The sequence below is a fragment of the Pseudomonas imperatae genome (assembly GCF_057128625.1).
The window spans coordinates 151,118-176,996 of record NZ_JBSKHP010000016.1; the positions used below are offsets into that span (position 1 = coordinate 151,118).

Here is a 25,879-nt window from a genome sequence, read left to right on the forward strand (position 1 = left end):
GCCCTCGCGGGCCTGTGTACGCGGGGCGCCAGGGGGGCACATGGCCCTGCGCGAGCGCAGGCAGAAATGCCACACGGTGGAGCGCCCGCGACGAGGGCGCCCCACGCCAGGGCATCACCGCGCCGGTTGCAACAGCTTGAACTGGCGCTGGTACTCGTCCGTCACCTCGCGCGCCTCGCTGTTGCTGGTCACCACCCTGGGGGTAATCAGCACGATCAGTTCGGTGCGCCCCTTGCTGCGCGTGGTGGCGCCGAACAGCCAGCCCAGGCCGGGAATGGACCCCAGGTACGGCACCTTGTTCACCGTCTCGGCGTTGTCCTGCTTGATCAATCCGCCCAGCAGCACGGTCTGGCCGCTCTGCACCGCCACCTGGGTGGCGATGGAGCGCGTGGAGATCCGCGGGTTGACGTCGGCGCTGGTGGTGGTGCCGGCGTCGCTGACCTGCTGCTTGATGTCCATGTACACCAGGCCGCCCGGATTGATGCGCGGCACCACGTCGAGAATCACCCCGGTCTGCACGTATTCGACGCTGCTCAAGGTGGTGTCCGAGGCAATGGTGTTCACCGTGGTCTGGCTGATGGGAATGTCGTCGCCCACCTGGATCTGCGCCTGCTGGTTGTTCATCACCACCAGCGATGGCGCCGACAGCACCTGGGTCTTGCCACTGGACTCCAGGGCATGGATGGCCACCTGCAGGTTGTTGCCAACGAACGAATAGAACAGCGCGTCGGTGGCGCCCAGCCCTGCCCCGCCGCTGCCCAGCGCGCCCTGGCTGCCACTGACGTTGCCGATGCCGGTGGTGGTGGAATTGCCGGCCAGGCGGCCCAGGTACCACTGCACACCCAGGTCCAGCTCGCCGGTCAGCGACACCTCGAGGATGCGCGTCTCGATCTGCACCTGCATCGGCGGGTTGTCCAGGCGGCGGATGGCGCTTTCAATCTCGGCCCACTGGCTGGGGCGCGTGCGGATCAGCAACTGGTTGCTGCTTTGCTGGGCGGTGATGCGGGTGCTGTCGTCAAGGCTCTTGCGGCCGTTGGTGCTGGTGTCGGTGTTGTCGGCTTCGTCAGCGCCGGCGGCGGCCGTGCCCTGGGCCTGTTGGCCATAGCCCTGGGTTTGGTTGGTGGCGCCCTGGATAATCGGGTTGTTGCTGCCCTGGCCGATGGCGTTGCTGCGGCTCAGGCTGCTGAGCCCGCCGGCGCCCATGCCGCCGTTGCTGCCGATAGGCGTGCCCAGGGTAGTAGTGGTCAGGCCGGGCGCCACCTCGGCGGCGGCCTCGTCCTTGATCGCGCCGCTGCCGTAGATCTGCCGCAGGTACTTGGCCAGGTCCGTGGCCTTCATGTTGCGCACGTCGTACACGTACAGCTGCGGCTCGTTGCCGCCGCCGTTGTCGATGGTGCGAATCCACTCGCCCACCTCCTGCAGGTACTGCGGCTGCGAGGAAATCGCCACCACCGAATTGGTGCGTTCGATGGGCATGAAGCGCAGCATGCCCGCCAGGGGCGTGCCGCTGTCGGGGCCGAAGACCTTCTGCAGCTCGGGCATCAGTTCCGCCACCGTGGCGCGTTGCAGGCCGAACACGCCGATGGACATGCCGCGCAGCCAGTCGACGTCGAAGGTGTTGATGCTGGCCTGGTAGTTGGCCAGTTCGTCGCTGGTGCCGGCCATGCCCAGCACGTTGCGCGCCGGGTCCACCAGCAGAAAGGCGTTTTCCCGGGCGAACGGCTTGAGCAGTTTCTGCATCTCGGTGGCCGAGATGAAGCGCAGCGGGAACAGCCGCACCGACAGCCCCGCCGCCGGCTGGCGCAGGTCCATGGACGGCACCAGCTGCCCGGCAACCGCCTGGCTGGCCGGCAGGATCAGGTAGCGGTCGCCCTGGCGGATCATGGCGTTGTTGGTCCAGGACAGCAGCGACTGCAGGATGGCCATGGATTGCGCCTTGTCCACCGGCTTGGAGGTGGAGAACGACACGTCGCCGGTCACGCCCTGGGCAATGCTGTAGTTTTCCTGCAACAGGTCGCCCATGATGGTGTTGATCACGGCGACGATGGACTGGTTGTTGAAGTTGAACATCACCCCGCCGCTGCCGTCGCCCTGGCGCGCCGCGCCGGGGGCCGCCACCGGCAGGCCGACGCTGTTGCCCGGGCCCTGGACGAAGCGCTGGTTGCCCTGGATGATCTGCCGCTGGCCGCCGCTGACCGTGCCCGGCGGGTTGGCCACCGGTGGCGGGAGCGGGCTGGGCGGCACCGGCCCGCGCTGGTCGCCGGTGCCGCGCAGGGCCTCGCGTTCCAGGCTGTAGTCGTTGTCCAGGCTGTGCGGTGCGGTGGAACAGGCAGCCAGCAGGAACAGGGCGAGCAGGACCGGAACCAAGGATGATGGCATATTCAATGACCCCCGGGGGCAGGCGGCAAAGGCGCGGGCACGTTTGGCAGTATGGACGACGGTGCCGGCTTCATCGGCATATTTGGCAGGCGCGGCGCCGGCAGTTGCAGGCTGCGGCGCTGGCCATCTAGCTCCAGCTGCACCGCCTGGGCGTCGACGTGCAGCAGGTGCCAGCCGTTGGCCAGTTGGGCACCCTCGCGCAGGCTCAGGTCGCGGCCATCGGCCTGCTTGAACAGCGCCCGGCGCACGTTGCCGTCGATCACCACGCCGGTCAGGCGCAGGCCATTCAGGTCCGGGGCGGCCTGGGCGGTTTGTACAGGCTTGTCCGGCGCGCGGTCGGGGCTGAACAGTGGGCTCTGCCAGGTGTTGCCCAGCTGCTGCAAACCGGGCGCCTCAGGCAGGGCCGGGGCATCGGCGGCGGCCACCGGCGCCTGGCGCACCTCGGTCGCCGGCCACTGCGGCTGGCTGCCCACGCCGTTCCACAGCCACGCCAGGGCGGCCGCCAGCACCAGCGCCAGCAGGGCCAGCGCCTGCACCAGCGGCCGGCGCCAGGCCCTCATTGCGCCGGTGCCTCGGCAGGCGTGCCAGCGGGCGCCGCCGCCAGGTAGCCACTGACCAGCAGGTGCACCACCAGCCGCCCGGCGCCACCGGCGGGTGGGGCGTTGGTGGCGCGGTGCACGTTCATCTCGTCGACGAACAGCAGCGGCTGCGCCGCCTCCAGCTGCTGCAGCAAGGCGGTCAAGGGTTCGATGCCGCAGTCCAGGTCCAGGCTCAGGCGCACCTGGCGAAACGGCGCCGTGGCCTGGTCCTGGGTGACGATGGGCATGCGCTGGGTCAGCTGGCAGCCGGCGCCGCGGCCGGCCAGCGCCTTGATGCGCTGGGCGACGTTCTGCATCAGGTCGGCGGCCACCGCGCTGGGGTCGTCGCCGGCCAGCAGGCCGACGTCGTCACCCTGGGCGGCCTGCAAACCCTGCTCCAGGGCCGGGCGCTGAGCCAGCAGTTGCTGGTAGCGCTGGCGCTGCTCGGCCAGGGCCTGGGCCTGGGCGTCGAGGTCTTGCCCGGGGGCGATGTACAGCGGCCAGATCAGCAGCGCATACACCAGCGCCAGCAGCGCCGCCAGCAGCAGCCAGGCGCCGAGGCGCCGCTCATGGGGCGTCAGGGTGCGGCGCATCGGCGGCCTCCCCGCGCGCCCGGGCGCGCATGTAGAAACGGTCGCGGCCGCTGGCCTCGTCAGGCTGGATCACGCCCTGGTACTGGGCCTCCACCAGGTGCGGGCAGCCCTTGATCTGGCCGATCAGGGCGCTGGCGCGGGCGCTGAAGCCGGCCAGGTCGACCTGGCCGTCGGCGTGCACCTCCAGGCTCTGCAGCCAGGTATCGGACGGCAGGCAAGCGGTCAACTCGCTGAGCAGCAGCGCCCGGCCCGGCTGGGCATGGCGGCGCTTGCCAAGGAACTGCGCGGCGCCCTGGGCAGCGTCCAGCGAGGTGCGCAGCGCCGCCACCTCGCCGGCCTGCTGGCGCAGGGCCTGCACCTCGGCATGCATGGCGGCCACGGCCAGCCCACGGTTGTGCAGCCACACCGCCGGCAACGCCAGCGCCAGCAGCAGGCACAACAGCGCCAGCCCGGGCACCAGGTAGCGGCCGCGGCCGCTGGCGGCCGTCTGTTGCGCGCGCGGCAGCAGGTCCAGGCCGGTGGGCTGGCCGTGGTCGTCGAGCACTTCGATGCCGTCCAGCACCAGGCCCTGTTCGTTGCACTGGGCCAGGCACTGCTGCAGCCACTCGCGGCGCACCAGCGCCAGGGTCACCCACAGCTGCTCGGCGTCCACCGCCTCGCGACGCACCACGTAGTGCACCTGGTCGGCTGTAAAAGGGGTAAAGCGGTCCAGCTCGAACTGCATCACCTGGGTCAGGTCGCGGGCGGCCGCCAGCGGCAGGGCCAGGCGCTGCACCAGCACGTGTTCGGCGGGCAGGTCGAGAATAACCCGCTCGCCCACGGCCAGCGCCTGGGCCGGCAGCGGCCAGGGGCAATGCCGGGGCGCGCGGCCTGGTTGCAGGCCGCGGCGCACGGCGCCAGGCAGGCTGGCCAGCAACTCCCGGCCCCAGGCATGCATGAACGCCTGCGGCGGGCTGCCCTGCCAACGCCCCTTGAGCCGTTCCTGCCAGAGCCACAGGGACACTGCACGCATGGGCCGGGGTCTCATTCGTTGTAGCGCACGATACGGAACGGCCGCGCGCTGTCCTCCATGCCTGACAGTAGCACCGTGCTGTCGATCACGGCGGTGAATCCGTCGGGCAGTCGTGCCTGGCTGCGAATGTTCAGCACCTCGCCGGCATCGGCGCCCAGGCCGGTGACCCGCGGCAGCGCCAGGGCCTGCTGCAGCGCCGGGGTGGCGAAGGCCGGGTCGGGGCCTTCCTGGCCGCTCCATACCGTGACCTGCGGCAGCAGCGCCTGGTATAGCGCGGCGTTCATGCCCGGCAGGTCACGCAGCTCTTCCAGGGCACGCAGGGGCGGCTGGTTGTCGCCGCGACGTTGCTCCAGCGCCACCGCCAGGGCCCGGCCCTGGGCCGGCGAGGCGCCCAGGGCCTGGGCCAGGCGGGCAAAGTCGGCGGCCGGCGCAGCGTTGAGGTCGAGCTTGCCGCGCTCGCTGCGCACGCTCACCAGCAGCTGCGCATCATCGAACTGCAACGCCCGCACGCGGCCGTCGGCCTGCCAGCGGCGCTGGCCATCCTGGTCGCTCAGGGCGCGCACCGCCAGGTTCAGCCCGGCCTCGGCGGCCAGGCTGGCGCGGCTGTGCTCGCGTTGCCACAGGCTCAAGCGCGCCTGCTGGCGCACCTCCACCACCAGCCCTGCCAGCAGCATGGCCAGCAGCGCCAGCGCCCACAGCACCAGCAGCAGCGCCATGCCCCGCTGCCGGCGGTTCATGGCGCCCCCTGCTGGTCGCTGAGCTCCAGGCGCAGGGCGACGACCTGGGTGGCCCAGGGCACCGCGCCGGCGCTGGCCAGGTCAATGCGCACGGCCTGGGGCAACCGCGCCGGCCAGGGCCAGCGCGGCAACCAGGCGGTGGCCTGGCCACGGTCGTCGCGGCCGCGGTAGCTCAGGCGCAGGTCGCGGACATCGTCCAGCAACACCTGGGGCTGGCCCCAGGGCCGCAAGCCGCCGCGCAGCAGCTGGGCAAAGCGCACCTGCAAGGCCTGGTGGCCGCCCTGGGTCACCAGCTCTATGGTATGAACCTGGATGCCACCGCCCAAGGCGCTGTTGAGCCCGGCGGCGAACACCAGCCGCTGGGGCTCGCCGTCGAACACCCGCACCTGTTCGCCTTCGGCGGCCGCCACGTCCACCGGCAGCGCCCCTTGCAGCGCCCGGTGCAGGAAGTCCTGGCTGGCGCGCACCTGTTCCAGCCGCTGGCTGTAGCGCTCGCCCTTGAGCAAGGCGCGGTTGGCACCGATCAGCGCCGTGCCCACCAGGCCCAGCAGCACCGCCAGCAACGCCAGCGCCAACAGCATCTCCAGCAGGGTGAAGCCCTGGGCCCGGCGCTTCATCGGCCGGCTTCCAGGGGCGGCTGGCCCTGCACCGCCAAAGTGCTCAAGTGCAGGCTGCGCGGGCCTTCGCGCACCTGCAGGTCGAGGCGCAGCAGCGGCAGCAGGTTGGCCGCGCCGGGCTCGCGGCTGATGCGCAGGCGCCAGGCCACGCCCGCCTCCACGCCCTGCTGCTCGCCCACCTGCCAGGGCTGGCCGCGCCAGGCGTCGATCAGGCTGCGCGCCACCAGGCTCAGGTGGTCGTTGCCGCGCACCTGCTCAAGGGTCCGCGCGGCTTGCCCGAACGCCACCAGCAACACCGTGCAGCCGAGGGCGAACACCGCCAGCGCGGCGAGCATTTCCAGCAGCGTGAAGCCGCTGCCGGCGCGCTTCATGGCAGCGCCTGCAGGCGCACGTCGCCCAGCAGCCAGCCGACGTCGATGCGCCAGGCCTGCGCGCCCCGCGCCAACAGCAGGTGGCCGCCGCTGGAGCTGCCATCGGGGAAGAACGCCACCGCCGCGCCCAGGTCGGCAGCGGTGGTCAGTTGCAGGCCGAGGTCGGCCGGCCAGTGCCCCAGGGCCTGCCCCGGCGCCTGGAAACGGTGGCCTGGCAGGTCGAAGCGCACCTGCTGGGGCAGGCCGCTGAGCACCGACTGGGTGCGCGCCTGGCGCAGGGCGCCGACGATGTCGCGCAGCGCCTGGCGCTCACGCGCCGCCTCCAGGCCACGGCCCAGGCCGAAGCTCAGCACGCCCAGGGCCACGGCCATCAGGACGATGACCAGCAACAGTTCCAGCAGGGTGAAGCCGGCGGCTTTCATTCCCAGTTCCCCAGGTCGGCGTTGTAGCCCTCGCCGCCCGGCTGGCCGTCCTGGCCGTAGAAGATCAGGTCGAAGGCGCCATGCTGGCCGGGGTAGCGATAGCCGAAGGGGTGGCCAAACGGGTCCTTGAGGTCGGACGGCTTGGCGTAGGGCCCGGCCCAGTGGCTGGGGCCGGCGGGCCGCTCGATCAGCTGGTTGAGGTCGCGGGGCGGCGTGCCCATGTCCAGGGCGTAGTTCTCGATCTGCATCGACAGGCTCGCCAGCTGCGCCTTGCCGGCGCCGTACTTGCCCTTGTCGACGTTGCCCCCTACCTGCCGCACCACGATGGTGGCGACGATGCCCAGCAGCACAATCACCGCCAGCATCTCCAGCAAGGTGAACCCACGCGTACGTGACAGCCTCATGGTCAGCCCTCAGATGTTACTGGTCAGGCTCATCAGCGGCAGCATGATGGCCAACATGATGAACGCCACCAGCACCGCCATGACAATGGTCAGGGTCGGCACCAGGGCGGCGAGCAGCCGCGCGATGCTGCGGCGCGCCTCGGCGTCGAACACTTCGGCCACCTTGAGCAGCATGCTGTCGAGCTGGCCGGCCTCCTCGCCCACCTCGATCATCTGCAACGCCAGCTCCGGCAGCACGTTGTCGCCAGCCAACGCCACAGCCAGCGCGCCACCGCCCTTGACCTGCTCGGTGGCGGCCTCGACCTGGGCGCGCACCGCGTGGTTGCTGGCCACCGCGCAGGCGATCTTCAGCGCCGCCAGCAACGCCACGCCGTTGCGCAACAGGGTGCCCAGGGTGCGCGCCAGGCGCGCCGCTTCCAGGCGTTGCAGCAGCCCGCCCAGCACCGGCCAGCGCAGCAGGCGGCGGTCCCAGCGCAGGCGCACGGCGGGCCGCTGCCAGGCGCGCCGGCCCACCAGCGCCAGCACCACCAGCGCCGCCAACAGCAGCAGGCCGAAGCGGTTGAAGAATTCCCCCAGGGCCAGTATCAGCTCGGTCACCAGCGGGATCGGCACGCCCAGGTCCTGGAAGATCGGCACGAACTGCGGCACCACGTAGGCCAGCAACAGCACCAGCGAACCGAGCACGCCCACCACCAGGAACGCCGGGTAGATCAGCGCGTTGATCACCTCGCCGCGCAGCGCCTGGCTGCGCTCCAGGTAGTCGGCCAGCTGCTGCAGGCTGTCCTGCAGCGCCCCACCCGCCTCGCCGGCACGCACCAGGCTGAGGTACAGCGGGCTGAACTGCGCCGGTTCCTGGGCCAGGGCCGCCGACAGCGGCTGGCCGGCCTTGACCCGTTCGCGTACGCGGCCCACCAGCGCGCGCACCGGCGCCTGGGCCTTGCCCGGCTGGTGCATGAGAATGCCCAGGGCACGGTCCAGGGCCAGCCCGGCGTTGAGCAGAATCGCCAGCTGCGCGGTAAACGCCACCAGCGCCGCGCCGCCCAGGCTGCGCCGTGGCTGCCAGGCCAGCCAGCGCTGGCCTGCCGGCTCGATGTGCAGCACCAGCGCGCCCTGGCGCTGCAACTGCGCGGCCAGGGCCTGCGGGTCGGCAGCCTCCAGCACGCCCTGGCGGGCGCTGCCATCGGGGTCGAGAATGCGGTAGCGGAATTTGGCCATGGGCGCCGGTCACTCGCTGCGCGTGACGCGCAGCACCTCTTCCAGCGACGTGGTGCCGGCCAGCGCCTGGCGCAGGCCGTCTTCGTACAGGGTGCGCAGGCCGCCACGGCGGGCCGCCTGCTCGAGGGTGGCGGCGTCGGCGTGGTTCATCAGCAGCCCGCGCAGTTCCTCGTTCATCACCAGCAGCTCGGTGATGGCGCAACGGCCGCGGTAACCGCCGCCGGGGGCATCGGCGCGCGGCCGGTACAGCAGGATCGGCCGCTGCTGGGTGAACCGTTCCAGGCCGTGCTCGGCCACCAGCGCCGGCGGCGCCTCGAAGGCCTGCGCAAACTGCGGGTCGAGGCGGCGCACCAGGCGCTGGGCGAGAATGCCGATCACCGTCGAGGCGATCATGTAGCTCTCCACGCCCATGTCCAGCAGCCGCGTGATGCTGGCGGCGGCGCTGTTGGTGTGCAACGTGGACAGCACCAGGTGGCCGGTGAGCGAGGACTGGATGGCGATGCGACAGGTCTCCAGGTCGCGCATCTCGCCGATCATGATCACGTCCGGGTCCTGGCGCACGATGGAGCGCAGGGTGGCGGCGAAGTCCAGGCCGATGGCAGGCTTGACCTGGATCTGGTTGATGCCTTCGATCTGGTACTCCACCGGGTCTTCGACGGTGATGATCTTGCGTTCGCTGGTGTTGAGCCGGGTCAACGCGGTGTACAGGGTGGTGGTCTTGCCCGAACCGGTGGGCCCGGTCACCAGCAGGATGCCGTGGGGCCGTTCCAGCATGCCCAGGAAACCCTCCAGGCGTTCGCCGTCGAAGCCCAGGCTGGGCAGGTCGAAATTCACCGTCTGGCGGTCCAGCAGGCGCATCACCACCGACTCGCCGAAGCTGGTGGGCACCGTCGACACCCGCAGGTCCAGCTCGCGGCCCTGCATGCGCAGCATGATCCGACCGTCCTGGGGCAGCCGGCGCTCGGCGATGTCCAGGCGCGCCATGATCTTCACCCGGCTGATCACTGCGGGCGCGGAGGTGGCGGGCGGCGCTTCGCCGTCCACCAGCACGCCGTCGATGCGGTAGCGCACCTTGAACTGGCTTTCGAAGGGTTCGATGTGAATGTCCGAGGCGCGCTGTTCCACCGCGCGTTGCAGGATCAGGTTGACCATGCGAATCACCGGTGCTTCGCTGGCCAGGTCCTTGAGGTGTTCGATGTCATCGGCCTGGCCGCCGGCGTCGCCGTCGAGGTTCTCGATCAGGCTGCCCATGGCCGAGCGGCCCTGGCCGTAGTAGCGCTCGATCAGGCTGTCGACGTCGCTGCGGGTGCCCACCCGCCGCTGCACCGCGCACTGGCAGGCGAACGCCACGGCGCGCGCGGGGTAAGGGTCGGCGGGTTCGCTGAGCAGCAGCTGCAACTGGCCGTCGACCCAGGCCAGCGGCACCAGGTGGTGGTGGCGCAGGAAACGTTCGCTCAGGCCCGGCAGAGGCTCGAGGCTGGTGGGTGCGTCATCGGCGGCTTGCAGTGGCAGCTGCAGCACCGCCGCCCAGCCCCGGGCCATTTCCGCTTCGCTGACGCTGCCCAGCCGCGTCAGCAGGCCCGGCAACGCCGTGTGCAGGCTGCCCTGGGGTGCCAGCCGGGTGGCCCGCTCAAGGTCGCCGGGCTTGAGACCCGCGTGCTCGCCCAGCCACCGGCACAGCGCCGCAGTTACTTCGCCATCAGGGCTTGGTGGCGCCGCTCTGGGCGGTGGGGCGCCCGCCCTTGAAGTCGTCGCCATGTTTGTTGCCCGCCGCCTTGCTGTCGTGGGTCTGGGTCAGGACGGTAGCGTTCGGGGCGCCCGACGTGTTGTCGGTATCGTCGCCACGGCTCAGGCCGGAAACAGCCAACAGCGGAACAACCAGCACTATCATCGTGGATATTTTCATTACAACCTCCAACTTAGTTAGCTAGGCAATTACACCGGCACTTCACCCTCCTCTGGATAATTATTGAAACAGCACTCACCTTAGACCCCGCACCGCAACTTGGCAACTTCACCACTCATACTCCAATGATGTAGCCGGCGCCTGCCTCAGACGAATTTATAATAACCGTTGCGCTGCAACTGTTTGACAGCCCCGGCGGATGGGAGTCCTATTCAACCGGTATAAAAAAGCAAGACCTCTGCCAGTGTTCGCATTGGCGCCGGATAACGAGGTGGGTAATAACGGATCCAATAAGCAACTTACAGCGCGGCCAATAATAATTATCCGCCAGCCTCTGACAGGCATTAATACTGGATTCTGTTTCACCCAATTAACAAAGTTTGCCCTCGTTGACTTTATTACACCCGGTTCTCCCTGGAGGCCCGCGCGTGGGAGTAATTAAAATGAGAAGCACACACTCGCCCAGACTTGCCACTTCATTGACCTTGCTGACCCTGGCCATTGCCCAATGCCTGGCGACCCAGGCCTGGGCCCGCACCGCGCAACAGGCCGACGCCCTCGCCCAGCAGACCGTGAGCCAGATGACCCTGGAGGAAAAACTCGCCTACATCGGCGGCACCGGTGGCTGGGACATCAAGCCCCTGGCCCGCTTCAACCTGCCGCAAATCTACGGCGCCGACGGTGGCCTGGGGGTGCGCTACACCAGCCAGGGCAACGACCAGGGCGTGGTCTACCCCAGTGGGCCGAACCTGGCGGCCACCTTCAACCTGCGCCGCGCGGTGGATTTCGGCCGGGCGCTGGGCTATGACACCGCCAGCGGCGGCTACAACTACATCACCGGCCCGGGCATGAACATCTACCGCATGCCCTACGGCGGGCGCAATTTCGAATACCTGACCGGCGAAGACCCGTTCCTGGGCGCCAGCATGGCCCCGGCGGTGATCAACGGCATCCAGTCCCGCGGCATCTGGGCCGACGCCAAGCACTACGCGGCCAACGACCAGGAAACCAACCGCTTCACCCTCAACGAGACCATCCCCGAACGGGTGCTGCGGGAAATGACCCTGCCGCCGTTCGAGTCGGCTGCCAAGAACGGCAAAGTGGCGTTGATGATGTGTTCGTTCCAATTGGTGAACGGCGATCATGCCTGCGAAAGCCATCACCTGCTGCGCGAAATACTCAAGGACCAGTGGGGCTTCCCCGGCTTCGTGCAAAGTGACTATGCGGCCATTACCGACGGCTTGAAAGCGGCCCAGGCCGGCGCCGATATCGACATGTTGTTTGGCACGCAAATGAACAGTACTGTGCTGACCCCCTACATCAATAGCGGGGTACTGAGCGTCGCCACTATCGACGACAAAGTGCGGCGCATCCTGCGCGAAATCTACCTGTTCGACTTCGACACTTATGTGCCGCCCACCACCCACGACATGGATAACCCGGCCAGCAACCAGGCCTCGTTGAACGTGGCCCGCGAAGGCATTGTGCTGTTGAAAAACCAGAACAACCTGTTGCCCCTCAACCGCAATACCGTGAAAAAAGTGGCGGTGGTGGGCGTACTCGGCAAATACGCGCCGCCCACCGGTTTCGGCAGCGCCTATGTGTCGGCGCGCAACTATGTCAGTGAAGTCAGCGGCATGGCGCAAGTGGCGCCGCAAACCCAGGTGACCTTCCTCGACGGCCTGTCCCTGGACCCGGCCGCCGCGCCCTGGACCCACCTGGACACCGACGGCACCACCTCGGTGGCGGGCATGACCGCGCAGTACTACACCACCACCGACTGGAGCGGCACGCCGGCCGCCACGCGCACCGACACCTTCGTCAACCTCAACTGGGACAGCGACACCAACCTGCCCACCAACGGCGACACCTCCAGCACCTCGATCCGCTGGACCGGGCGCATCACCCCCACGGTCAGCGGCGACCAGGTGTTCAAGGTGCGCGCCGACGGCGTCATCCATCTGACTGTCAACGGCCAGGAAATCATCAACAACGGCGATGGCACGCCGCTGCCCGACAACAGCATCCCGCCCACCATCCCGCAGTACGCGAAGATCACCCTGCAGGCCGGGCAGACCTACGACGTGGTGCTGGAATACTCCCGTCGCCCCAACTACATCGCCAGCCTGGGCGGCTACACCGGCGTGCAGATGAGCTGGGCCTCGCTGACCGCGCCCAGCGACATCAGCAGCTATGACGCAGTGCTGGTGGCCGCCGGCAACAGCAACGAATACGAGGGTGAAGGCTTCGACCACATGTGGGAGCTGCCTGAATTCCAGGGCCAGCTGATCCAGAGCATCGCCAGCCAGAACCCGCACACCATCGTCGCGCTGCATGGCGGCACGGGGCTGAAAGTCAGTGACTGGGTGGACCAGGTGGGCGGGCTGCTGCACGCCTTTTACCCGGGCCAGAACGGTGGGCAGGCGCTGGCCGAAATTCTGTACGGGCAGGTCAACCCGTCGGCCAAGCTGCCGATCAGCCTGGAGCGCAATATCCAGGACAACCCGATCTACAGCTACTTCCCCAACTTCGACAACGAAGGCACCCTCACCCAGATCAGCTATGCCGGTGACCTGGAACTGGGCTACCGCGGCTACGAGAAAAAAGGCACGACGCCGCTCTATCCGTTCGGCTATGGGCTGTCGTACACCCAGTTCCGCTACTCCAACATCCGCGTCAACCCGTCGGTGGCGTTCGGCAACAACCCGGTCCGGGTCTCGTTCAACGTCACCAACACCGGGCGGCGTGCCGGGGCCGAGGTGGCCCAGCTGTACGTCGGGCAGCGCAACCCACGGCTGGAACGGCCGATCAAGGAACTCAAGGGCTTCCAGAAAGTGCTGCTGCAACCGGGGCAGAGCCGTCGCGTGACCATCGAACTCAATGGTCGCTCGCTGGCGTACTACAACCCGACCCGCAGCACCTGGGTGATTGATGCCGACACGTTCAACATCAGCGTCGGCTCGGCGTCCAACGACATCCGCCTGAAAGCCAAACTGGTGAGCCCGTACCGGCAGCAGTTGTCAGTGACCAACAGCAACCCGCTGCCGCGTTCGGTGCAACAGGCCGCCCAGGTCAGCGCCCGGCAGCTGCGCATGAGCGCAACGACCGACCAGGCCAGTGGCGATGAACTGGACACCCCAGCCATCTCCACTGACACCAGCACCCCAGCCACCACCACGACCACCGGAGGCAGCAGCACCCAGTAGGCAATGACGGCCAGGCCCCGCGCAGCCCCCTCAGGGCTTGCGTGGGGCGAACCGTTCCAGGAACTGGTGCGCCAGGGCGTGGTACAGCGACACCGGGGCGATCCAGCCCGATATCGCGGCTGCCATCAGCGTGGTGCCGAGCATGGGAATGGCCAGGTCCGGGCTGTGGGACAACTCCAGCACGATCACCGAGGCCGTCAGCGGCGAGCGCGTGACGCCGGCCAGGTAGGCGCCCACGCCCAGCAACGCGCAGGTCTGCAGGTTGAAACCGGGCAGCCAGGCCAGCAACGGCGCGAAGGCGGCGCCAATGCTCAACGACGGCGAGAACAGCCCGCCCGGGATACCGGCCAGGTAGGACACCACGTTGGCCAGGAACTTCCACAGCAAAAAGCTGCTGCCGGTGACCGGCTGGCCGTCGAGCAAGGCATGGGTTTCCTGGTAGCCAGTGCCGAACACGTGGTTGCCGGACACCAGCCCCAGCACCGCCAGCAACAGGCCACAGGCGCCGGCAAAACGCACCGGCCCACGTTCGCGCAGGGCACACAGGCGGCCCAGCCAACCCGTGCGTGCTGGCAGCACCAATTTGACGTAGACCCCGCCCAGTACCCCACCCAGCACCGCGCACACCGGCACCTCGCTCCAGCCCCAGCCGGCGGGCAGGTGGCCGCCCACCTCGCCGAAGTAGGCGTAATGGCCCATCAGCCCGAGGGTCACGGCGCCGCCGATCAGCACGGCAGTCAGCACCAGGCCGCTGAAGCGCTGCTCAAAGGTACGGCTCAGCTCTTCAATGGCGAACACCACCCCGGCCAGCGGCGTGTTGAAGGCCGCGGCGATGCCCGCTGCGCCGCCGGCCAGGATCAGCCCGGCCACCGTGCGGCGGCTGTGCAGGCCCAGGCGTGTGCCGAAGGCGTGCAGCACTGCCGCGCCCAGGTGCACCGTGGGGCCTTCGCGGCCCACGGAACCGCCCACCAGCAGTGCCCCCAGGGTCAGCAGCATGCGCGCCGCCGCCACCGGCAGGCCCAGCACGCGGTTGCGGAAACTGCGCGACGGCAGCTCCAGCGCGGCGATCACCTGGGGAATGCCGCTGCCCTTGGCGCCGACGAACCAGCGCTGGGTGACCCAGGCCAGGCCGGCGAAGCCCAGGGGCGTGACCAGCAGTGGCGCCCAGGGGGCGATCGCCAGCAGGCGCTGGAACAGGGCGAAGGACTGGTCCGCCAGCCAGGCGAAGGCCAGCGCCACCAGGCCCACCAGTAGCGCGCCGACCCAGAAGACGGCGCGCTGGCGGCCGGTGCGCCAACGTGAGCGCAGCAGGCGTCGGCCGCGTTGCATGGGCGACGACAGGGTGGGGTTCGCAGCAGAGGGCTTGAGCATGGGGCGCCTGGCGGTGGCAGTCAAAGTGCCTAGTATGCCAGCCGTGCGGGGGATGTTCAGTGAAACGCGAATGCGTGGGGAGTGGAGACGCGGCCTGCGGCCGCTGCTACGGGGTTCGCGCACGCAATCCACCGTAGCAGCGGCCGCATGGCCGCGTCAGGGGCGCTTACACCAAGGCGCTGCGGCGCTTGAGCTCGCTGTTGAGAATGAAGTCATTCTCGGAGTAATCGACCGGGCAGTCGATCACGTGCACGCCCGGGGTGGACAGGCACTGCTCAAGCAGCGGCAGGAAGCCTTCGGCGCTTTCCACGCGGTGGCCCTTGGCACCGTAGGACTGCGCGTACATCACGAAGTCCGGGTTGCCGTAGTCCAGGCCGTAGTCGGTGAAGCCCATGTTCGACTGTTTCCAGCGGATCATGCCGTAGCCGTCGTCACGCAGGATGATGACGGTGAGGTTCATCTTCAGGCGTACCGCGGTTTCCAGTTCCTGGCTGTTCATCATGAAGCCGCCGTCGCCGCACACGGCCACCACCGGACGGTCCGGGTACACCAGGTGCGAGGCCATGGCCGACGGCAGACCGGCGCCCATGGTCGCCAGGGCGTTGTCCAGCAGCACGGTGTTAGGCTTGTGGGCCTTGTAGTTGCGCGCGAACCAGATCTTGTAGATGCCGTTGTCCAGCGCCACGATGCCTTCCGACGGCAGGGCGCGACGGACGTCGGCGACCATGCGCTGCGGGTAGATCGGGAAGCGGTTGTCGTCGGCGCCTTCGGCGATCTGCGCCTCGTTGGCCTCGCGGATGGTCATCAGGCGGCTGAAGTCCCAGTGCGGCTGCGGCTCCAGGGCTTCGCTGATCTGCCAGACGGCGTTGGCGATGTCGCCCACCACCTCGATCTGCGGGAAGTACACCGGGTCCACTTCAGCCGAACGGAAGTTGATGTGGATGACTTCGGTACCGCCACGCACCATGAAGAACGGCGGCTTCTCGATCACGTCGTGACCGATGTTGACGATCAGGTCGGCAGCCTCGACAGCGCGGTGCACGAAGTCACCGGCCGACAGCGCGGCGTTGCCCAGGAAGCGCGGGTGGCGCTCGTCGACCACACCTTTACCCATTTGCGTGGTGACAAATGGCACGTTGGTCTTGTCGATCAGCTGGCGCAGGACCTTGGCGGTCATCTTGCGGTTGGCGCCGGCGCCGATCACCAGGATCGGGCTGCGGGCAGCCTTGAGCTTGGCCACGGCGGCCTCGATGGCCTTGTGCTCGGCCAGCGGGCGGCGGTGCAGGCTCGGGGTGATCGGCATGCTGTCGGTCTGCTCGGCAGCGATGTCTTCAGGCAGCTCCAGGTGCACGGCACCCGGTTTTTCTTCTTCGGCCAGGCGGAAGGCTTCACGCACGCGCGACGGGATGTTGTCGGCGGAGGCCAGTTGATGCGTGTACTTGGTCAGTGGTTGCATCATGCCGACCACGTCCAGAATCTGGAAGCGGCCCTGCTTGGACTTCTTGATCGGCTTCTGGCCGGTAATCATCAGCATGGGCATGCCGCCCAGGTAGGCATAGGCGCCGGCGGTCACCAGGTTGGTAGCGCCCGGGCCGAGGGTGGACAGGCTGACGCCGGTCTTGCCGGTCAGGCGGCCGTAGGTGGCAGCCATGAAGCCGGCCGATTGCTCGTGGCGGGTCAAAATCAGCTTGATCGGCGATTTGCGCAGGGATTCAAGCAGGTCCAGGTTTTCTTCACCTGGAATACCGAACACATATTCGACGCCTTCGTTTTCCAGGCATTGAACGACGACATCTGCGGCCTTGGCCATTTTTATTCCTCAAATCTGGGCATGCGGATGCAGCCCGGGGTCCGTCATTGGCCCCGGGGCTGGGAGTTGCCGGCATAGGTTAGCCGTTACTGGGCGCGGGGGCGAGCCCGGATGTTGGTACACGCACAATTGAGTGTTCGGTCAACAAACACTCTGGCCCCCAGTGCCCAAAAAGTAGGCATTACGCAGGGCCTGGGCGGCGGTTTCGGCTGCCGTTTCGCTGGCTGCATGCACCCAGCCCAGGGGGCGCTGGCGGCCCACCGCTTCGCCCACGAATGCCAGGTCGCGAAAACCGACCGACAGGTCCAAATTGTCGTCAGGGTGGCGACGGCCGCCGCCCAGCAGCACCACCCCCATGCCTACCGCACGGGTGTCGATGGCCTCGACCTGGCCAGACGCGGCGGGCCATACCGGCCGCTGGACCGGCGCCTGGGCCAGATAGATGCCTGGGCGCTGCACCAGGTCGGCCGGGCCGCCGAGCGCCGCCACCATCTGCTGGAACCGCGCCAGCGCCGCGCCGCTGTGCCAGGCGTGCAGCAGTTGCTCGCGCGCCGCAACGGGGTTGTCCGCCCTGCCCGCCGCCACCAGCGCCTCGGCGCCCAGCGCCAGGGTCACCTCCCACAACCGCGGGCTGCGCACCTGGCCCTGCAGCAGGGCAATGGCCTCGGCCACTTCCAGGGCGTTGCCGGCGCTGCGTGCCAACGGCTGGCTCATGTCGGTGACCAGCGCGCGGGTGCGCACCCCGGCGCCGTTAGCCACGGCGACGATGCTGTCGGCCAGGGCCTGGGCATCCTGGGTGGCGACCATGAAGGCGCCGTTGCCGCTTTTTACGTCCATCACCAGCACGTCCAGCCCGGCCGCGAGTTTCTTGGCCAGGATCGACGCGGTGATCAGGTCGATGGACTCCACCGTCGCGGTCACGTCGCGGATGCCGTACAGGCGGCGATCCGCCGGCGCCAGGTCGGTGGTCTGGCCGATGATGGCGCAGCCGACCGCGGCCACTACCTCGCGCAACTGCAGGGCACTGGGCTGCAGGTTGTAGCCGGGGATGCTCTGCAGCTTGTCCAGAGTGCCACCGGTGTGGCCCAGGCCGCGCCCGGAAATCATCGGCACGTAGCAGCCACAGGCGGCCAGCAACGGCGCCAGCACCAGGCTGACGCAATCGCCGACGCCGCCGGTGGAATGCTTGTCCACCACCGGCCCGGGCAGGCTCCAGCGCAGCACCTGGCCGGAGTCGCGCATGGCCGTGCTCAGGGCAATGCGTTCGTCCAGGCTCATGCCGCGTATGCACACCGCCATGGCGAACGCCGCCACCTGGCCCTCGCACAGGCTGCCGTCGGCGATGCCGGCGACAAAGCGCTGGATATCGCCGCTGGCCAGCGCGCCGCCGTCGCGCTTGCGGCGGATGACCTCCTGGGCCAGCCAGCCATCAGTTGCCGCTGCACACACTTCTACAGGTTGCGACTGCATGTACGCCCTCCATGGAAACACTTCACCGGTAAAACAGCTGCCAGACGATAACCGGCGGCACGCCGCCAGGCCAGATCAGAATTGATAGCCGACGCCGAAGTAGTAGCCCCAGCCGGTGGAACGGGCGTTGAAGTTGCCGTCGCCGAAGTTCAGCTCGGTGCCGTCCTTCCACTGCCCGCCGTTGTGGAAGTAGCGCCCGGCCGCCATCAGCCGCAGGTGCTTGAAGTTGTACAGCAACACGTTGGTGGCCACGGTGGCGTTGGCGGTGCGCGTGGCGCCGGCCTCTTCGTGCAGGTCGGAGCCGAAGTCGTAGTTGGTGAAGCCGATGTAGGTCAGCGAGGCGCCGTTGCCGAAGTGCTTGAGCGGCAGGATGTATTTAAGCTGCGCGCGGTAGCCGTCCCAGCTGTTCTCGTTGGCGGCGCCATAGTTTTCCCATTGCCGCCGCGCGTACAGGTTGGCCGAGAGGATCACCGGGGTGCCGGTCTTGATGTCGGTGCCCAGGCCGCTGTACAGGGTGTTGGCGCGGTCGGCCCTGGTGTGGCCCATGTCGTAGATCCAGTCGAACGCCAGGTAGAACTCCTTGAAGGGCCCGAAGCCGAGCTTGTGGCCCGTCAGTTCGTCGATGGAAATGCGCGGCTCGTGCTCCATGAACACCGGCGAGCCCTTGTCCCATTCGCCGCTGTCATGGCTGTTGCCGATGCCCAGCACCTTGGGCGCGTCGATGTAGCCGTACAGCTCGTACGGGCCCTTGCGGCCGTAGTACTCGTATTCCAGGTAGATGTCGTCGGAAGGCCGCGGGCCGAAGCTGATGTCCTTGCTGCCGATCAGGGTGACGTCCTGGTTGAACCAGGGCGTGTCCTCGGGCAGCGGGTTGGCGGCCACCGACGGGCCGGTGGCGGCCCAGGTGGTTGGCGCAGCCGCCAGGGTCAATGCGGTAAAGGCCCAGACACGCGGGAAAGAACAGTGCTCCACAATCACTTCTCCATAAGTAGCTGCAGGCAAATGCCTTGGCATGACCGGGTTCAGCGATAGCAGGATGTGTGCCAGGGGAATAAGGCGTTGCGGATCAAGTGGATAGCAAAAAGGCGCGGTTGATTTTTACCAAACGGTCTGGTGTGGAGCACTCGGTTTGTGCGCGCTGCGCCGTGTTGGCGCAGCGGCTGGGACGCGGCCTGCGGCCGCTGCTACAGGGGTTCCGCACACACCCCGCATCCCCACGAAACCCCGCCTATCCCCGTAGCAGCGGCCAAAGGCCGCGTCAACAGGCACCGCGTATCCTCAGGGCTTGAGCAACTGCATCTGCTGCCGGTAATCATCGGTGGCCTGCCGCGCATCGTCGGCGCTGGCGACCACGCGCGGGGTGATCAGCACGATCAGCTCGGTGCGGTCTTTCGCCTTGCTGGTGCTGCCGAACAACCAACGCAGGCCAGGGATACGGCCCAGGCCCGGCACGCTGGACACGCTCTCGCTGTTGTCCTGCTTGATCAGCCCGCCCAGCAGCACGGTCTGGCCGCTCTGCACCGCCACCTGGGTAGACACCGAGCGCGTGGAGATGCTGGGGTTGGGCTGGCTGGTGGTGACACTGCTGGTGTCGGCGTCGCTCACCTGCTGCTGCACGTCCAGGTACACCAGGCCGCCCGGATTGATGCGCGGGGTGACGTCGAGAATCACCCCGGTCTGCACGTACTCGACGCTGCTCAAGGTGGTGTCCGAGGTGCTGGTGTTGACCGTGGTCTGGCTGATGGGAATGTTGTCGCCCACCTGGATCTGCGCCTGCTGGTTATTCATCACCACCAGCGACGGCGCCGACAGCACCTGGGTGCGGCCACTGGTTTCCAATGCGTGCAACGCCACCTGGAAGTTGCTGCTGACAAAGGAATAGAACGCCGTGTCCGTGGACCCCAGCCCTGCCCCGCCACTGCCGAGCGCGCCTTGGGAACCGCTGCTGTTGGCCACCGTGGTACTGCTGGAATTGCCGGCCAGCTTGCCCAGGTACCATTGCACGCCCAGGTCCAGCTCGCCGGTGAGCTTGACCTCGAGGATGCGCGTTTCGATCTGCACCTGCAGCGGGCGGTTGTCCAGGCGCTTGATCGCCGCCTCGATTTCCTTCCACTGCGCCGGGCGGGTGCGCACCAGCAGCTGGTTGGTGCCTTTCTGTGCAGTGATGCGCACGCTGTCTTCCAGGGTTTTCTGCGTGCCCTGGGCAGCGGCGCCGTTGCTGTCGTCGGTGCTGGCGTCAGTGTCGCTGTCGTCGTCACCTTGCGCCGTTTGCCGGGTGGCGGCCTGGGTCGTCAAACCGGCCGTGGCGGTGCTGGCGCCGCTGCTGCCGTTGAGCGACGACAGCGTGGTGGTGCGCAGCCCCGGCGCGACCTTGGCGGCGCTGTCGTCCTTGACCTGGCCGCTGCCGTAGATCTGCCGCAGGTATTTGGCCAGGTCCGTGGCTTTCATATTACGTACGTCGTACACATACATCTGCGGCTCGTTGCCACCGCCCTCGTCGATGGTCTTGATCCAGTCGCCCACCTCCTGCAGGTAGGCCGGCTGCGGCGAGATGGCGACGATGGAATTGGTGCGCTCGTTGGGCATGAACTTGACCATGCTCGCCAACGGCAGGCCGCTGTCGGGGCCGAACAGCTTCTGTAGCTGCGGCATCAGCTCGGCCACCGCGGCGTGCTGCAGGCCGTAGACGCCAATGGACATGCCCTTGAGCCAGTCGACGTCGAAGGTGTCGATGGTGTCCTGGTAGTTGGCCAGCTCCTGCGGCGTGCCGGCCAGGCTGAGCACGTTGCGCGCCGGGTCCACCAGCAGGAAGGCGTTGTCGCGCACGAACGGCTTGAGCAGCTTCTGCATCTCGCTGGCGGCGATGTATTTGAGCGGGTACAGCCGCGCCGACAAGCCGCTGGTGGGCGCCGCCACCGGCATCTCCGGCACCAGCTTGCCGGCCACCGCCTGGGCGGCGGGCAGGATCACGTAGCGGTCGCCCTGGCGGATCATGGCGTTGTCGCTCCACGACAGCAGCGTCTCGAGGATGGACAGCGCCTGCTGCTTGTTCACCGGTTTCGAGGTGGAGAAGCTGACGTTGCCCTTCACGCCCTGGGCAATGCTGTAGTTGGCGTGCAGCAGGTCGCCCATCACCGTGTTGATCACCGCCTCGATGGGCTGGTCGGTGAAGTTGAACATGATGTCGCCCGCCCCGCCCTCCGCTGCCTTGGCCGGCGCCTGGGGGCGGATGAAGCGCTGGTTGCCGCTGATGATCTGCCGCGCGACCGGCGCCCGGGCCGCCGGCGCGGGGGCGTCGATGACCGCTGCGCTGGGCGGCAGCACCGGCCGTTGCGCGCCGGTGCCGGCCAGGGCCTCGTGCAGCAGCGCCGGGTCGTTGGCCAGTTCATGGGGTTGCCCGGCGCAACCGGCCAGGGCCAGCGCAGCCGCCAGCCCCAGCGAGGGGGTGCGCAGGCGCGCGGCGATGGGGGTGAGGCGATAGGTGTGGGTCATGGTGCCGTTACGTGTGGAAGGGTAATGGGGGGCGTTGCAGCCGACGCCGGCAGGCGCGGTACGGGCAGGCTCAAGGTGCGGGCCTGGCCCTGGCGCTGGAACGTGGCGCTGGTGGCCTCGACCTGGTCCAGCACCCAGCCGCTGTCCAGCGCGGCGCCGCGGGCCAGCTTCAGCGAGCGCTGGTCGGCCAGGCGCAGCAGCGCCCAGCGGGCCTGGCCGTCGACCACCACGCCGCTCAGGCGCACGCCGTCCAGGGTCTGCGCCGCGGCAGCCTTGGCGACATCGGGCTGGCGGCCTGGGCTGAACAATGGCTGCTGCCAGGCGATCATGCGCTGGGCCTCGGGCAGGTCGACCATGGCCGGCGGCGGCGCAGGCGGTGCTGGCACAGGGGCCTTGCCCTCGGCGGGCAGCCAGGCCACGGCGTGCTCCTGGTCCAGCCAGGCCCAGGTCAGCGCGGCCAGCAGCAGTGCATTGATTGCCAGCAACAACAGGCGCTTGTGGCTCATGGTCGTGGCTCCTTGGCGGCGGCAGCGCCAGTCAGGTAGCCGCGCAACAGCAGCTGCACGCTCAGGCGCCCTGGGCCGCCGGCCGCCGGGGCGTCGTTGTTGCGGTGCACGCTGAGCGCTTCGACGAACAGGTACGGCTGGCCATATTCCAGGCCGTGCAGCAGTTGCATCAGCGGTTCGCTGGCGCAGGCCAGGGTCAGGCTGACCTTGACTTGCCGGTAGGCCTGGCCGCTGTCGGCCTCGGGCACGATGGGCATGCGCTGGGTGACTTCGCAGCCAGGGCCCAGGGCGGCCACGGCCTTGACCCGGTCGACGGCGGCCTGCATCAGGTCAGCTGCCGCGGCGCTGGGGTCGTTGCCGGGCAACAGGCTGCGCCGCGCGCTGGGGTTTTGCCGGGCCTGGGCCAGCGCCGCCTGCAACGCCGGTCCCTGGGCCAGCACCTGGGCGTAACGCTGATGCTGGGCCTGCAGGGTGGCGGCCTGGTCGGCCAGCTCGGCCATCGGCGCGCTGAACCAGCTGGCGACCAGCAGTTGCCAGGCCGCCCACAGCAGCAATGCCAGCACGGCCAGGGCGAGGATACGGCGCTCATTGCGCGTGGGTTGACGGCGCATCGACGGCCTCCTGGGTGAGGTGGGCCACCAGCGAAAAGCGCTCGTTGCCGGTTTGCCCGTCCGGCTGTATCACGCCCTGAAAACGCGGGTCCTGCAGGCTGTGGCAAGCATGGGCGCGGGTGATCAAGGCGCTGGCATGCCTGCTTTGGCCGCTGATGTTCAGCTCGCCGCCATCGCGCACCTCCAACTGTTCAAGCCAGGTGTCGTCGCCCAGGCATTGGGTGAGTTCGGTCAGCAGCGCCGTCACGGTCGGCCGCGCCTGCTTGAGGCGCGCCAGGTAGCTGGCAGCGCCCTGGGTGTCAGTGAGCTCGCGGCGTTGTTGCTCCAAGGCCTGCACCTGCTGGCGTTGCTGCTGCACCTGGGCCTGCATGCGCGCGACACTGGCCTGGCGACCGTTCAGCAGCACCAGCATCAGCGCCGCCAACGACACCACCACGCCCAGCGCCAGCATGCGGTTGAGCCAGGCGGCAGGCGGCTGTGGGCGCAGCTCGGCCGGCAGCAGGTCGAGGCCCTGTGCATCGACGCCGACCACCGCCAGCCCTGCCGCGTGGCAGTGCTCGAGGATGGCCCGCAGCCGCTCGCGTTGGACCGCCACCAGCCGCACCTGCGCCGTGTCGCCGCGCTTGCGCTCGACACGCGCGACGAACTGCACCTGCTCGGCCGGGTAAGGCGTGTAGCGGTCGATCTCGAAGGCCAGCACCCGCTGCAGATCCGCCGTGGCCGCCACGGGCAGGCTGATGGTCTGCGCCATCACCTCCTGGGCAGGCAAGGCCAGCACGGCCGGCAGGCGCCGGTCGAAGGTGTCGGGCAGCGGCCACGCCAGCCGTTGCGTCAAGGGCGCCGAAGCCAGGCGCGCACGCCACGCGGGCGGCAGCAGGCCGTGCAGTTCGTCGAGCCACAGTTGCAGCCAGCGCCGCGCCAGGCTGGCCTGCCAGCGGCGGTGCAGGTCGGCGAGCGGCCGAGGGAGTGCGATCAGGTTCATTCTTGCCAGCGCAGGACCCGGTATGGCCTGGCGCCCTCCTTCGCGGTGATCAACATCAGGGTTACCTGCAAGGTGGCGTGGTAGCCGCTGGGCAGGGTCGCCTGGCTGACCACGGTGAAAATCTGCCCAGGGTCGGCGCCGCTCAAACGTACGCGCGGCAGGCCCAGGGCCTGGGCCAGTGGCGGCGGCGCCAGTGCCGGGTCGGGTTGCGCCTGGCCGGCCCAGACGGTTACCCAGGGCAAGGCGCAGTGGTACAGCGCGTAGCTCATGCCCGGCAGCTCGCGTAATTCGTCCAGGGTGCGCAGCGGCACGGGGCCGTTGCGCTGCCGTTCCAGGGCCTGGAGGGCCGACTCGGGTGCGCCGCCGCAGGCCTTCAGCAGCCGTCGCACATCGGCCAGGGACGCGGCGTTGAGGTCCAGCTTGCCGCGCTCGCTGACCACGCTGACCGCCAGTTGGGCGCCATCGAAGGCCAAGGCGTGCACCGCGCCATCGGCGTGCCAGCGCGCCTCAAGGTCACGCCCCTGCAGGGCCATCACGGCCTGCCCCAGGCCGGCCTCGGCGGCGAACAGCGCCTGGGCGTTGGCCGCCTGCCACAGCGCCTGGCGGTGCTGCAGTTGCACGGTGCCGGCCAGCGCCGCCAGCAAGGTGCCCAACAGCGCCAGCACCCACAGCACCAGCAGCAGCGCCACGCCGCGTTGGCGGTTCATGGCGCCGCCTCGCTGGCCAGGTCCAGGCGCAGGCTGACCTGCTCGCGCACCCAGGGCACCACGCCACGCAGCGTCGCCTCGATGCGCACCGCGCGCGGCAGGCGCTCGGGCCACGGCCACTCCGCCAGCCAGCCGCTGTCCTTGGCCAGGGGCGACAGCCCGCGGTAGCTGAAGGCCAACTGTTGTACCTCGCGCAGCAGCACCTGGGGCTCGCCGAAGGCGCTCAGGGCCTGGCCGTCGAGCCGGGCCAGGCGCACTTGCAACTGCTGGTGCACCAGGCTCAGCTGTTGCTGGTACAGGCCGCCGCCAATCGAATCCGGCAGCGGCGCATAAAAGGTCATGGCAGCGGCGTGGCCGACAAAGCGCGCCGGCTTCGCCGTGACGTCGCCCTGGGCCACCGGCAGCGCCTGGCCAATGGCGCGGCGCAGAAAGTTCTGGGCCGCGCGCACCTCGTCCAGGCGCTCGCTGAACACCTGCGCCTTGGCCACGGCGCGGTTGGCGCCCACCAGCGCCGTGGCTACCAGGCCCAGCAGCACGCCCAGCAGGCTCAGCACCACGAGGATTTCCAGCAAGGTGAAACCGCGTTCACGCCTCACGAGCCGCGCACCCGCAAGGTGCTGAACTGCGCCTGGCGGCCGTCGGCCTTCAGGGTCAGTTGCAGGCGAAACAGCCGCGCCGCACCGGCCACCGACGGCACCTGGCTGACGTCGCAGACCCAGGCCACGCCTTGCCACTGGCCCTGGTGCCGGCCGCTGGCCAGCGGGCCTTCGCCCAACTCGTCCATCAGCGAGCGCGCCGCCAGGTTCAGCCGGTCGCTGCGCGCGCTCTGCTGCAAGGCCCGCGCGCTTTCGCCAAAGGCACCCAGCAGCACGGTCGCGCACAGCGCCAGCACCGCCAGCGCCGCGAGCATTTCCAGCAGGGTGAAGCCGCGTTGGCGGTTCATCGCAGGTCCCGCAGGCGCACGTTGCCGGTCAGCCAGGCGACGTCGATGCGCCACTGGCGCTGGCCTTGGGTGATCAGCACGTTGCCGCCACTGGCACCGCCGTCAGGGTAGAACTCGAACCCGGCACCCAGGCCGTCGGCGGTCTGCAGGCGCACCTGCCAATCACTGGGCCAGTGGGCCACGGGCTTGCCCGGCGCCTGCACGGTGCGGGCGCGCAGGTCGAAACCGGTGCGCGCCGGCTGGCCGCTGACAATCGCCTGCACCCGCGAGGCGCGCAGGGCATCGACCATCTGCGCCAGCGCCTTGCGCTCGCCGGCGCTGTGCAACCCACGCTGCAAGCCGTAGCCCACCAGCCCCGCGGCCACGCCGATGAGCACGATGACCACGAGCATTTCGAGCAGGGTGAAGCCGCGGGCGCGCTGCATGGTTATTCCCAGTTGCCCAGGTCGGCGTTGTAGCCTTCGCCGCCCGGCTGGCCGTCCTGGCCGTAGAAGATCAGGTCGAAGCTGCCGTGTTCGCCGGGGAAGCGGTAGCCGAACGGATGGCC

Annotated in this window: 26 protein-coding genes; 1 reads left to right on the forward strand and 25 read right to left on the reverse strand. The window is 68.8% G+C overall.

Translation table 11 applies throughout. From position 1 onward, the window contains the following. Positions 1–114: 114 nt before the first annotated feature. The 12 genes from gspD (ACWKWX_RS20700) to ACWKWX_RS20755 are packed head-to-tail and all read right to left on the reverse strand — an operon-like array spanning position 115 to position 10,234. Positions 115–2,379: a type II secretion system secretin GspD gene (gene gspD / locus ACWKWX_RS20700; protein ID WP_483828752.1), complete on the reverse strand. Its 2,265-nt coding sequence runs from the start codon at positions 2,377–2,379 to the stop codon at positions 115–117. Positions 2,380–2,381: 2 nt separating this feature from the next. After that, complete coding sequence (locus tag ACWKWX_RS20705; RefSeq protein ID WP_483828753.1) at positions 2,382–2,939, reverse strand: hypothetical protein; 558 nt, start codon at positions 2,937–2,939, stop codon at positions 2,382–2,384. Then, a complete protein-coding gene (gene gspM / locus ACWKWX_RS20710; RefSeq protein WP_483828754.1) occupies positions 2,936–3,550 on the reverse strand; it encodes a type II secretion system protein GspM in 615 nt (204 codons plus the stop codon). Before gspM (ACWKWX_RS20710) ends, ACWKWX_RS20705 begins: the two co-directional genes overlap by 4 nt. Beyond that, complete coding sequence (locus ACWKWX_RS20715) at positions 3,525–4,562, reverse strand: PilN domain-containing protein (RefSeq protein WP_483828755.1); 1,038 nt, start codon at positions 4,560–4,562, stop codon at positions 3,525–3,527. The genes gspM (ACWKWX_RS20710) and ACWKWX_RS20715 overlap by 26 nt, the downstream gene beginning before the upstream one ends. A gap of 11 nt (positions 4,563–4,573) precedes the next feature. Continuing rightward, the gene (locus ACWKWX_RS20720) at positions 4,574–5,299 is read right to left on the reverse strand and encodes a type II secretion system minor pseudopilin GspK (protein ID WP_473006540.1); all 726 of its coding nucleotides are present in this window, start codon (positions 5,297–5,299) and stop codon (positions 4,574–4,576) included. Further along, positions 5,296–5,916, reverse strand: a complete 621-nt coding sequence (locus ACWKWX_RS20725) for a type II secretion system protein GspJ (protein WP_416424062.1) — start codon at positions 5,914–5,916, stop codon at positions 5,296–5,298. Before ACWKWX_RS20725 ends, ACWKWX_RS20720 begins: the two co-directional genes overlap by 4 nt. After that, a complete protein-coding gene (locus tag ACWKWX_RS20730) occupies positions 5,913–6,287 on the reverse strand; it encodes a type IV pilus modification PilV family protein (RefSeq protein ID WP_483828756.1) in 375 nt (124 codons plus the stop codon). The genes ACWKWX_RS20725 and ACWKWX_RS20730 overlap by 4 nt, the downstream gene beginning before the upstream one ends. Beyond that, positions 6,284–6,709, reverse strand: coding sequence for a GspH/FimT family protein (locus ACWKWX_RS20735; RefSeq protein WP_473006538.1), 426 nt, complete (start codon positions 6,707–6,709; stop codon positions 6,284–6,286). Before ACWKWX_RS20735 ends, ACWKWX_RS20730 begins: the two co-directional genes overlap by 4 nt. Further along, on the reverse strand, positions 6,706–7,113 hold the full coding sequence (gene gspG / locus ACWKWX_RS20740) for a type II secretion system major pseudopilin GspG (protein ID WP_483828757.1): 408 nt from the start codon (positions 7,111–7,113) through the stop codon (positions 6,706–6,708). Before gspG ends, ACWKWX_RS20735 begins: the two co-directional genes overlap by 4 nt. Before the next feature lie 9 nt (positions 7,114–7,122). Then, positions 7,123–8,328 (reverse strand): type II secretion system inner membrane protein GspF, encoded by a 1,206-nt coding sequence (gene gspF, locus ACWKWX_RS20745; protein WP_483828758.1) that lies wholly within the window; start codon positions 8,326–8,328, stop codon positions 7,123–7,125. Between the two features lie 9 nt (positions 8,329–8,337). Then, positions 8,338–10,086: a type II secretion system ATPase GspE gene (gene gspE, locus ACWKWX_RS20750; RefSeq protein WP_483828759.1), complete on the reverse strand. Its 1,749-nt coding sequence runs from the start codon at positions 10,084–10,086 to the stop codon at positions 8,338–8,340. After that, a complete protein-coding gene (locus ACWKWX_RS20755; RefSeq protein WP_416424056.1) occupies positions 10,028–10,234 on the reverse strand; it encodes a hypothetical protein in 207 nt (68 codons plus the stop codon). Before ACWKWX_RS20755 ends, gspE begins: the two co-directional genes overlap by 59 nt. Positions 10,235–10,677: 443 nt before the next feature. Here ACWKWX_RS20755 and ACWKWX_RS20760 point away from each other — a divergent pair, with 443 nt between their 5' ends. Next, positions 10,678–13,440, forward strand: coding sequence for a beta-glucosidase (locus ACWKWX_RS20760; protein WP_416424055.1), 2,763 nt, complete (start codon positions 10,678–10,680; stop codon positions 13,438–13,440). A gap of 30 nt (positions 13,441–13,470) precedes the next feature. Here the strand turns inward: ACWKWX_RS20760 and ACWKWX_RS20765 are convergent, their stop codons facing one another. The 13 genes from ACWKWX_RS20765 to ACWKWX_RS20825 form a co-directional block, all read right to left on the reverse strand. Continuing rightward, the gene (locus ACWKWX_RS20765) at positions 13,471–14,769 is read right to left on the reverse strand and encodes a chloride channel protein (protein ID WP_483828771.1); all 1,299 of its coding nucleotides are present in this window, start codon (positions 14,767–14,769) and stop codon (positions 13,471–13,473) included. A gap of 208 nt (positions 14,770–14,977) precedes the next feature. After that, the gene (locus ACWKWX_RS20770; RefSeq protein ID WP_416424054.1) at positions 14,978–16,621 is read right to left on the reverse strand and encodes an acetolactate synthase large subunit; all 1,644 of its coding nucleotides are present in this window, start codon (positions 16,619–16,621) and stop codon (positions 14,978–14,980) included. Between the two features lie 141 nt (positions 16,622–16,762). Next, complete coding sequence (gene deoA, locus ACWKWX_RS20775) at positions 16,763–18,091, reverse strand: thymidine phosphorylase (RefSeq protein ID WP_483828760.1); 1,329 nt, start codon at positions 18,089–18,091, stop codon at positions 16,763–16,765. 75 nt (positions 18,092–18,166) lie between these two features. Beyond that, the gene (locus ACWKWX_RS20780; protein WP_483828761.1) at positions 18,167–19,063 is read right to left on the reverse strand and encodes a nucleoside-specific channel-forming protein Tsx; all 897 of its coding nucleotides are present in this window, start codon (positions 19,061–19,063) and stop codon (positions 18,167–18,169) included. A gap of 306 nt (positions 19,064–19,369) precedes the next feature. Further along, a complete protein-coding gene (gene gspD, locus ACWKWX_RS20785) occupies positions 19,370–21,583 on the reverse strand; it encodes a type II secretion system secretin GspD (RefSeq protein ID WP_483828762.1) in 2,214 nt (737 codons plus the stop codon). Beyond that, positions 21,580–22,089 carry a hypothetical protein gene (locus ACWKWX_RS20790; RefSeq protein WP_416424050.1) on the reverse strand — a complete coding sequence of 170 codons (510 nt, stop codon included), beginning with the start codon at positions 22,087–22,089 and terminating at the stop codon, positions 21,580–21,582. The genes gspD (ACWKWX_RS20785) and ACWKWX_RS20790 overlap by 4 nt, the downstream gene beginning before the upstream one ends. Continuing rightward, on the reverse strand, positions 22,086–22,700 hold the full coding sequence (gspM, locus tag ACWKWX_RS20795; RefSeq protein WP_483828763.1) for a type II secretion system protein GspM: 615 nt from the start codon (positions 22,698–22,700) through the stop codon (positions 22,086–22,088). The genes ACWKWX_RS20790 and gspM (ACWKWX_RS20795) overlap by 4 nt, the downstream gene beginning before the upstream one ends. Continuing rightward, a complete protein-coding gene (locus ACWKWX_RS20800; RefSeq protein WP_483828764.1) occupies positions 22,675–23,682 on the reverse strand; it encodes a type II secretion system protein GspL in 1,008 nt (335 codons plus the stop codon). The genes gspM (ACWKWX_RS20795) and ACWKWX_RS20800 overlap by 26 nt, the downstream gene beginning before the upstream one ends. Further along, positions 23,679–24,389 carry a type II secretion system minor pseudopilin GspK gene (locus ACWKWX_RS20805; protein ID WP_483828765.1) on the reverse strand — a complete coding sequence of 237 codons (711 nt, stop codon included), beginning with the start codon at positions 24,387–24,389 and terminating at the stop codon, positions 23,679–23,681. Before ACWKWX_RS20805 ends, ACWKWX_RS20800 begins: the two co-directional genes overlap by 4 nt. Further along, entirely contained in the window at positions 24,386–24,985 is a 600-nt protein-coding gene (locus ACWKWX_RS20810) for a type II secretion system protein GspJ (RefSeq protein ID WP_483828766.1), read from the reverse strand. The genes ACWKWX_RS20805 and ACWKWX_RS20810 overlap by 4 nt, the downstream gene beginning before the upstream one ends. Next, entirely contained in the window at positions 24,982–25,332 is a 351-nt protein-coding gene (locus tag ACWKWX_RS20815) for a prepilin-type N-terminal cleavage/methylation domain-containing protein (protein ID WP_483828767.1), read from the reverse strand. The genes ACWKWX_RS20810 and ACWKWX_RS20815 overlap by 4 nt, the downstream gene beginning before the upstream one ends. Beyond that, positions 25,329–25,757, reverse strand: a complete 429-nt coding sequence (locus tag ACWKWX_RS20820; protein ID WP_473006527.1) for a prepilin-type N-terminal cleavage/methylation domain-containing protein — start codon at positions 25,755–25,757, stop codon at positions 25,329–25,331. Before ACWKWX_RS20820 ends, ACWKWX_RS20815 begins: the two co-directional genes overlap by 4 nt. 2 nt (positions 25,758–25,759) lie before the next feature. Further along, positions 25,760–25,879: type II secretion system protein GspG (locus tag ACWKWX_RS20825; RefSeq protein WP_483828772.1), on the reverse strand; the 120-nt coding region annotated here is incomplete at its 5' end.

Excerpts from the sequence above, each read along its gene's own strand:
- gspD (WP_483828752.1), bottom strand. The coding sequence starts at position 2,379 with ATGCCATCATCCTTGGTTCCGGTCCTGCTCGCCCTGTTCCTGCTGGCT.
- ACWKWX_RS20705 (WP_483828753.1), bottom strand. The coding sequence starts at position 2,939 with ATGAGGGCCTGGCGCCGGCCGCTGGTGCAGGCGCTGGCCCTGCTGGCG.
- gspM (WP_483828754.1), bottom strand. The coding sequence starts at position 3,550 with ATGCGCCGCACCCTGACGCCCCATGAGCGGCGCCTCGGCGCCTGGCTG.
- ACWKWX_RS20715 (WP_483828755.1), bottom strand. The coding sequence starts at position 4,562 with ATGCGTGCAGTGTCCCTGTGGCTCTGGCAGGAACGGCTCAAGGGGCGT.
- ACWKWX_RS20720 (WP_473006540.1), bottom strand. The coding sequence starts at position 5,299 with ATGAACCGCCGGCAGCGGGGCATGGCGCTGCTGCTGGTGCTGTGGGCG.
- ACWKWX_RS20725 (WP_416424062.1), bottom strand. The coding sequence starts at position 5,916 with ATGAAGCGCCGGGCCCAGGGCTTCACCCTGCTGGAGATGCTGTTGGCG.
- ACWKWX_RS20730 (WP_483828756.1), bottom strand. The coding sequence starts at position 6,287 with ATGAAGCGCGCCGGCAGCGGCTTCACGCTGCTGGAAATGCTCGCCGCG.
- ACWKWX_RS20735 (WP_473006538.1), bottom strand. The coding sequence starts at position 6,709 with ATGAAAGCCGCCGGCTTCACCCTGCTGGAACTGTTGCTGGTCATCGTC.
- gspG (WP_483828757.1), bottom strand. The coding sequence starts at position 7,113 with ATGAGGCTGTCACGTACGCGTGGGTTCACCTTGCTGGAGATGCTGGCG.
- gspF (WP_483828758.1), bottom strand. The coding sequence starts at position 8,328 with ATGGCCAAATTCCGCTACCGCATTCTCGACCCCGATGGCAGCGCCCGC.
- gspE (WP_483828759.1), bottom strand. The coding sequence starts at position 10,086 with ATGGCGACGACTTCAAGGGCGGGCGCCCCACCGCCCAGAGCGGCGCCA.
- ACWKWX_RS20755 (WP_416424056.1), bottom strand. The coding sequence starts at position 10,234 with ATGAAAATATCCACGATGATAGTGCTGGTTGTTCCGCTGTTGGCTGTT.
- ACWKWX_RS20760 (WP_416424055.1), top strand. The coding sequence starts at position 10,678 with ATGAGAAGCACACACTCGCCCAGACTTGCCACTTCATTGACCTTGCTG.
- ACWKWX_RS20765 (WP_483828771.1), bottom strand. The coding sequence starts at position 14,769 with ATGCAACGCGGCCGACGCCTGCTGCGCTCACGTTGGCGCACCGGCCGC.
- ACWKWX_RS20770 (WP_416424054.1), bottom strand. The coding sequence starts at position 16,621 with ATGGCCAAGGCCGCAGATGTCGTCGTTCAATGCCTGGAAAACGAAGGC.
- deoA (WP_483828760.1), bottom strand. The coding sequence starts at position 18,091 with ATGCAGTCGCAACCTGTAGAAGTGTGTGCAGCGGCAACTGATGGCTGG.
- gspD (WP_483828762.1), bottom strand. The coding sequence starts at position 21,583 with ATGACCCACACCTATCGCCTCACCCCCATCGCCGCGCGCCTGCGCACC.
- ACWKWX_RS20790 (WP_416424050.1), bottom strand. The coding sequence starts at position 22,089 with ATGAGCCACAAGCGCCTGTTGTTGCTGGCAATCAATGCACTGCTGCTG.
- gspM (WP_483828763.1), bottom strand. The coding sequence starts at position 22,700 with ATGCGCCGTCAACCCACGCGCAATGAGCGCCGTATCCTCGCCCTGGCC.
- ACWKWX_RS20800 (WP_483828764.1), bottom strand. The coding sequence starts at position 23,682 with ATGAACCTGATCGCACTCCCTCGGCCGCTCGCCGACCTGCACCGCCGC.
- ACWKWX_RS20805 (WP_483828765.1), bottom strand. The coding sequence starts at position 24,389 with ATGAACCGCCAACGCGGCGTGGCGCTGCTGCTGGTGCTGTGGGTGCTG.
- ACWKWX_RS20815 (WP_483828767.1), bottom strand. The coding sequence starts at position 25,332 with ATGAACCGCCAACGCGGCTTCACCCTGCTGGAAATGCTCGCGGCGCTG.
- ACWKWX_RS20820 (WP_473006527.1), bottom strand. The coding sequence starts at position 25,757 with ATGCAGCGCGCCCGCGGCTTCACCCTGCTCGAAATGCTCGTGGTCATC.